Origin of the sequence: Streptomyces sp. NPDC051364 (assembly GCF_040682115.1) — a bacterium.
Classification (GTDB): domain Bacteria; phylum Actinomycetota; class Actinomycetes; order Streptomycetales; family Streptomycetaceae; genus Streptomyces.
Map to the genome: position 1 here is coordinate 1 of NZ_JBFBAH010000073.1, position 6,064 is coordinate 6,064.

Sequence of the window (6,064 nt, forward strand, 5' to 3'; positions counted from 1 at the left end):
GAACTGGTACTCGTGCACACGACTACCTGCTGATCATCCGCCAGCCAAACCGCCAAGCCGACGCGTCCCGATCTCAATTACCCCCGAGGCCGTTACTGCGACGGCGTGGGGACGGGGGAACAGGTGCCATGACGGCGGTCCTTTCGTGGGAGGGAGCAAGCGCTCTGCCCCACGAAACGGCGCCGACCTCACCGAGCCGCTCACCGCAACCACCCCTGCGCAATCACGGATCGAGAACAGCCCAGCGGTGACTCACCAGTGACTTTCCAAACCTCCCCACCGCAGGTCAGAGCGCCACCCGCCCAGAAACTCGCCGGTGAACCCACCGGCATCCCTGCGGCCACCGGTGACATGTCGGGTGACCTCACCATCGCCGGTGCGAACTCACCGGTGAGTGGCTACGTACGTCACAGCGGATTCCGTTTATCGCTGGCGACGGAGAGCACATGGCGGTCCCTGGCATGTGGAATGTCGCTGAGAAGCAGGAGCGGCTGGGCGGAGCTAGGCCCCCATCTGCCTTTGTGCCTGTCCAGAGGACGACGTGACGTCGCACAGGGAGCGGGTCAGGTGCAGGCCATCGATCTCGAGATCGTCGACGGTCATGTCGAGATCTATGATCTGTCCATGATCGAAGGAAAGTTGGTAAGGCTTCGCGCACTCCGTGCGCAGGATGCGGGGCATCACGTTCGGTGGCGCAATGATCCGGAGGTGGTCCACTGGGCCGCCGGCGGCAACCCGTGCTTCGGCCCAGTCACGGCGGAGGCCGTCGAGCTCGGCTTTGAGACGATGCTGCGGCTGAACCCGAAGGAATCGGCCGTCTTCACAGTCGAGGATCTGGCCGACGGCACGGTGATCGGCATGGTGGACTACCGCGATCTGGACCCGTTCGCCGGGCTGGCCACGGTCGGCGTCACCATCGGCGAGCGGGACCGCTGGGGCTGCGGCCATGGCTCCGACGCGCTGCGACTGCTGGTGGAGCACCTGTTCGGGGTCTTCGGGCTGCATCGGATCGAGCTCGACACCTGGAGCGGCAACGAGCGGGCCGTCCGCGCCTTCACCAAGGCGGGCTTCCGCGAGGAGGGCCGACGCCGGTCCACCGTGCTGGTGGCGGGCAAGCGCTACGACACCGTGCTGTTCGGGATGCTGCGCGAGGAATGGCCGGGTACTACGCGCTGAATGTCCGTCCGGCGCAGGCCCCGTTACTGATTCCCAATGGGGTTGTCAACCCGGGTTGGTGACACGCTCACAGCACGTCACCAACCCGGCTTGACAACCCCATTGGGAATCAGTGGCCCCCTTGCGGGTTCCTTCACCCGTTCCTTCGCCCGGTCAGCGAAGCAATCCGGTCCTCGCGACGAAGCGGGCGAGCTCCTCGGCGCCGACGCGGGGCAAGCCGGTGAGTACTTCCTCCGGCAGTGCCGCGATCACGGTGCACAGCCGCGCGCCTAGGTCTGACAGCGGGGACCAGGCGGAGGCGGGGACATTGACCGTGGCAAGCAGCAGGTCACCCTCGTAGAAGTAGGCGTCAATCAACGGCTCCTCAAGCAACAAGCGCACTGCGAGCGGCAGGACGTACGGCAGCGCCACCTGCTGAGAGATCAGGGTGCGCAGATCCGCCGGACCGAGTTCGCCCAGCGGAACACGCCGCAGCTCATGGACCTTGCGGACCAAACGGGTCGCGTCAGGGGCAGGAGGCGCCCAGCGGGGTGTGTCCAGCTCATCGAGCGTGCGGTCGAGGTGCAGAAGATGGTCCATAGGCTTCATTCTCGCCAGAACAGGCAGGGAATCTCTGACTCGGGTCACTAGGAGCGATTCGCTGGTGAGTCGTTCAGCGCCGGGTCTGGTGCCCTCGGCGATGTCGTCGACATGGGTCAGGTCGCGGACCTGGCGGCCGCCGCCGTTGAGGTGCGGCGGCAGTCCCAGGGATGCGCGGGCGGCGAACCAGGCCACCACCCACGAATGCTTTGGAACGAGTGATCACGGATCCGGCCCTGCCTCTGCCGCGCCCCGAGAGGGATAGGGCCGCGACACCGGTCGGCTCACCTGGCTGCGACTGGGCTGCTGGACGGGGTACGCAGCTCAGCCAAGGGTGCGGACCAGGGGTCGGGCCCGCTCGTTCAACTCCCGGGCCAGAGGGTTCTCCTTGTGGGGATGTAGTGCTGACACCATGTAGCGGATCCGGTCGTCGCAGCGGCCGGACTTGACCTGTACGTAGTCGTCCAGCACCTTGTGCCAGCTCAGGCACGCTTCTTCGAGGCGGCCGACACGCAGCTTCCGCTCTGCCAGCATGGAGTTGTACCGGACGCGTGTGCGGCGGTAGACGGGCTCCCGGAGCCGGTCTGCCTCTTCCAGCGACTCGATGGACCCGGTGACGTCGCCGAGTTCGTAGCGGACCTGGGCCACGTGGTAGCTCAGCGACGATGGGTCGTAGGAGCCGAACGCCTTCGCCCGGGACTCTGCCTTCTCCATCGCGGCTTCCGCCTGCCTCAGCTTCACCAACGCACCCGCACGGTCTCCGGTCTGGGCAGCGGCGTGTGCTTTCTGCCCCACGAGGAAGGCCACCATCCGGGGACCTGCCTGAGGGGAAGCAGATCCGGCGGACTCGGCACGGCGCAGGGCCTGGGCCCCGTGGCCAAGGTCCACTGCGTGGACGCTCATCCCTCGCAGGGTCGTGCAGTACGTGAGGTGGTCTCCGGCTCGGCCTGCAAGGTCCAGAGCCATCAGGTAGTAGCGCTGGGCCAGCCCGTCCTCGCGTTCGTCCATTGCCATGTACCCAGTCAGATAGCAGTGGTCGGCGGCGGCGGACAGCATCGCATTGCGGACAGGATCGGAAGCTTGCGCCTTGAGGTACGGGGCGATGGTGTTGACCAGGAACGCGGCGGCCATGGGACGTGTCGCTCGGCCACCGAACTGGTCATCGAGACTGGAGATGTGCTCTGTCATGGCAATGACCGCGTTCACCTCGGTCATGCCGATCCGGGCATGGGGACCGGCCGCGATCTGCTCGAAACGGTCTGCGATATCGGAGAACCCGGGATCGCCAGGCCGGCGGAGTACAGCCCGCCTTTCAGCACCGTCCTGCGTTTCGGGTCCATGTCTGCGCTCCCCAGATCGACCAGTCCGGCAACGGTATCTGTGGACTCGCTTGGGTGATGTGGTGAACCCCGCCTCGTACGAGGTCACCGGCCTGTGCAGGCGGCGGGAGATCGCCTCGATGATCAGAGGCCTGACCCTCGCCGAGGCAGTGTCCGCGGACCCTGTCGCCCTCAGCCCGTAGACGCCCCGCCATCGCGGTCGATCATCGACGCCGAGCTCGTATCCGATGACGACGGCGCACGGCCGGCGGTGGGCGCCGCGCCGCCGGGCCCGCGGCGAAGGCGAACGCCGATCACGCTGGTGAGCCGAGAACGGGCGCCCTCGCTCCGCCTTGCAACTTTGGTGTCGCAGCGGCGATCCGCGCCCGGTGACGAGCCAGACTCCATGGCCGCGGTCGCCTCGGGGTGGGCCTCGCGTGGGAAGGCGGTCCTGCGGCTGCCTGCGAGTCGTAGGCTCAAGGTCCACGTCGGCAAGCGCAAGGGGGCATCGTGACGGCGGAAATCGCTATTGTTCACACGGCCATCGATCAGGAGGAGGGAGCCCGGGCGCTGGCTGAAGGGGCGGTGAAGGAGCGGCTGGCTGCGTGCTCGCACCTCGACTCGCCGTTCGAAGCCACCTACTGGTGGCAGGGCAAGCTGGAGAAGGCCAGGGAGTGGCGAATCTCGTACAAGACCACTGTGGACCGCGTGCCGGAGCTCCAGGCCTGGGTGCACGAGAATCACCCGTACGACGTACCAGAGTTCATTGTGCTTTCCGTGGTTGGCGGCTCGGATGCCTACCTCAAGTGGGTAGCTGACGAGACCAGGCCCCAGTAGCTTCAAGGCGTAACGGCCGGGGCTCGGTAGGGTCGAGCCTCCGCCGTTACGCTGCGAGCTCCTTCAGGTGCTCCGCCAGATCGCGTTCCGACGTGGGCAGCAGGCTGGCGATAGCCGAAGCCCGGCTCCGGGAGATTAGCGGTATGACGACATGGCAGGTGGCGAAGCGCCTGCTGATCTCCCAGCCCAATATCAGTCTGCTGGAGAACGGCCGCCGCCTCGTCAAGCCGCGCGACCTGCGCGATCTCTGCGAGCTGTACGGAGTTCAGGATCAGCGGCGGGTTGACCATCTGATGCAGCTGGCCGGGGAATCGGGTCAGCAGGGCTGGTGGAACTCCTACGGCGACATCCCGTACGGCGACTACATCGGCCTGGAGGCCGAGGCGGCAGCGATCCGGCTCTACGAGCCGCTGATGATCCCCGGCCTGCTGCAGACCCCCGCCTATGCCCGGGCGGTCATCGCAGGAACGATCCCTCATGCCACGGCCGAACACGCCGCTGCACGCCTCCAGGTGCGCCTGCGGCGCCAGGACCGGCTGGCGGCCCCGCGCAACCCGCTTCACTTGTGGGCCGTACTGGACGAATCGGCACTGCGCCGCGTCGTGGGCAGCCGCGAGGTCATGCGCAAGCAGCTGGACCATCTGACCCACCTCAGCGCCCAGCCGCACATCACCATGCAGGTCCTCCCTCATGGTGTGGGTGCGCACCCGGGTGTCTCGGGACAGTTCTCGCTGCTCGAGTTCGCCGACGCCACCGATGCGAGCGTGGTGTATCTGGAAAGGCTCACCAGCGACCTCTATCTGGAGAAACGATCCGCCGTGCGGCTCTACAGCGACATGTATGCGCACCTGCAGGCCCAGGCGCTGAGCCCGGACAGTACCCGGCATCTCATCAACGAAGCCATCAAGGCGTACGCCGGCCCGGAATCCCAGCCAGATGCCCACACACCGTCCCTGCCGAACCAGTGAGCGCCCTGCTTACGAACCCGTCCAGGTGCCGATTCGGCCACGCCGGGGCAATCCAGCCCCGCTCGTCGTCGACCGGGGCTGTGGCACCTCCGGCCACTGCGTCCGTGGATCGGGCTGCTGGCTGATCCTCACCGACAACACCATGCATTGCGTGAGCCGTTCTGAGTTGAGGCCAGATCTGCGCTTCCCAGGAGCGGTATGGGTTTCGGCGGACCGGACACCGCCGCACGCGACGGCAATGATGGTGACTTCGACGACGTGAGGGCCGTTCTCGGAGCTGATCACTCGCGAGCGCTACTGAGCCCCTGGACGATGTATCCAGGGGCTCAGCCGCCAAACGGCGGACGGGACGTCCTACGTGCTTGACCGAGCTTCAGCCCCTGCCGCCGACCCGTACGCAGCAGTCGGTGACGGGAAGGCGGAGCGTGGGCCGATCCGGCCGAGTGCTCGAGACCCGAAGGGGCAGGGGCGTGACGCGGTCAAGTCTGCGATGGGCTAGTCCTGTCGAGTTGTCGTACCTCGCCGGATTCTCTTCATGGTGAAGAGGACCGAGCCTCCGACGAATGCCAGCGCTGCTGCAGAGGCAGCCATGATGCCGGTCCCGCTGCTTGAGCCGGCCCCCGCCGGCTGCTGGCCGGTGGCGGCGCTCACGTGGGCGAAGTTGACGCTCCTGGCCGCCTGGCCGGGACCCCCGTCGCCGGGATCATCATCTTGGCTGTTCGGCAGGAAGTCGGCCCACGGCGGCTTGCCCTCGTCGTGGTCGTCCTGACCGTTCCCGTTCTCGCCCTTGTCGTGGTCGCCGTCCTCGTCCTTGTCGTGGTCGTCGCGGCCGTTTTCGCCCTTGTCCTTGTCCTTGTCCTTGTCGTGGCCGTGGTGCCCCTTCTCGCCCTTGTCACCGCGAGGCCCCTTGGGGCCTACGGGCCCGGTGGGTCCGACAGGTCCTGCGGGTCCTGCGGGTCCGGTCGGGCCGGGGGCGCCGGGAGCGCCAGGGGCGCCGGGGGCGCCGGGGCTGCCGGTCGGGCCGGGGGCGCCGGGAGCGCCAGGGGCGCCGGGGGCGCCGGGGCTGCCGGTCGGGCCGGGGGCGCCGGGAGCGCCGGGGGCGCCGGGGGCGGCGGGGGGGCGCGTCGGGCCGGGGGCGGCGGGGCGGCCGGGCGGGACGCGGGCCCCGGGCGCGCCCGGAGCGCC

General features: G+C 67.9%; 6 protein-coding genes and 1 pseudogene. 4 read left to right on the forward strand and 3 right to left on the reverse strand.

Annotated elements, in window-relative coordinates; genetic code table 11:
- Nucleotides 1–567: 567 nt before the first annotated feature.
- Complete coding sequence (locus AB0M76_RS43180) at nucleotides 568–1,176, forward strand: GNAT family protein (protein WP_365958251.1); 609 nt, start codon at nucleotides 568–570, stop codon at nucleotides 1,174–1,176.
- 153 nt (nucleotides 1,177–1,329) lie between these two features.
- Here AB0M76_RS43180 and AB0M76_RS43185 read toward each other — a convergent pair whose 3' ends face one another.
- Together AB0M76_RS43185 and AB0M76_RS43190 are read right to left on the reverse strand one after the other, a co-directional pair.
- Nucleotides 1,330–1,953 carry a contact-dependent growth inhibition system immunity protein gene (locus AB0M76_RS43185; protein WP_365958252.1) on the reverse strand — a complete coding sequence of 208 codons (624 nt, stop codon included), beginning with the start codon at nucleotides 1,951–1,953 and terminating at the stop codon, nucleotides 1,330–1,332.
- 126 nt (nucleotides 1,954–2,079) lie between these two features.
- Nucleotides 2,080–2,943: a transcriptional regulator gene (locus AB0M76_RS43190; protein WP_365958253.1), complete on the reverse strand. Its 864-nt coding sequence runs from the start codon at nucleotides 2,941–2,943 to the stop codon at nucleotides 2,080–2,082.
- 202 nt (nucleotides 2,944–3,145) lie between these two features.
- Here AB0M76_RS43190 and AB0M76_RS43195 point away from each other — a divergent pair, with 202 nt between their 5' ends.
- The 3 genes from AB0M76_RS43195 (at nucleotide 3,146) to AB0M76_RS43205 (ending at nucleotide 4,879) form a co-directional block, all read left to right on the forward strand.
- Complete coding sequence (locus AB0M76_RS43195) at nucleotides 3,146–3,277, forward strand: hypothetical protein (protein WP_365958254.1); 132 nt, start codon at nucleotides 3,146–3,148, stop codon at nucleotides 3,275–3,277.
- A 307-nt stretch (nucleotides 3,278–3,584) separates the two neighbouring features.
- A complete protein-coding gene (gene cutA / locus AB0M76_RS43200; RefSeq protein ID WP_365958255.1) occupies nucleotides 3,585–3,911 on the forward strand; it encodes a divalent-cation tolerance protein CutA in 327 nt (108 codons plus the stop codon).
- 92 nt (nucleotides 3,912–4,003) lie between these two features.
- The gene (locus AB0M76_RS43205) at nucleotides 4,004–4,879 is read left to right on the forward strand and encodes a Scr1 family TA system antitoxin-like transcriptional regulator (RefSeq protein WP_365958256.1); all 876 of its coding nucleotides are present in this window, start codon (nucleotides 4,004–4,006) and stop codon (nucleotides 4,877–4,879) included.
- Nucleotides 4,880–5,374: 495 nt separating this feature from the next.
- On the opposite strand, the pseudogene AB0M76_RS43210 reads toward AB0M76_RS43205, so the two are convergent.
- Nucleotides 5,375–6,064, reverse strand: a pseudogene (locus AB0M76_RS43210) (hypothetical protein); the annotation flags it as partial.

Excerpts from the sequence above, each read along its gene's own strand:
- AB0M76_RS43190 (WP_365958253.1), bottom strand. The coding sequence starts at position 2,943 with ATGACAGAGCACATCTCCAGTCTCGATGACCAGTTCGGTGGCCGAGCG.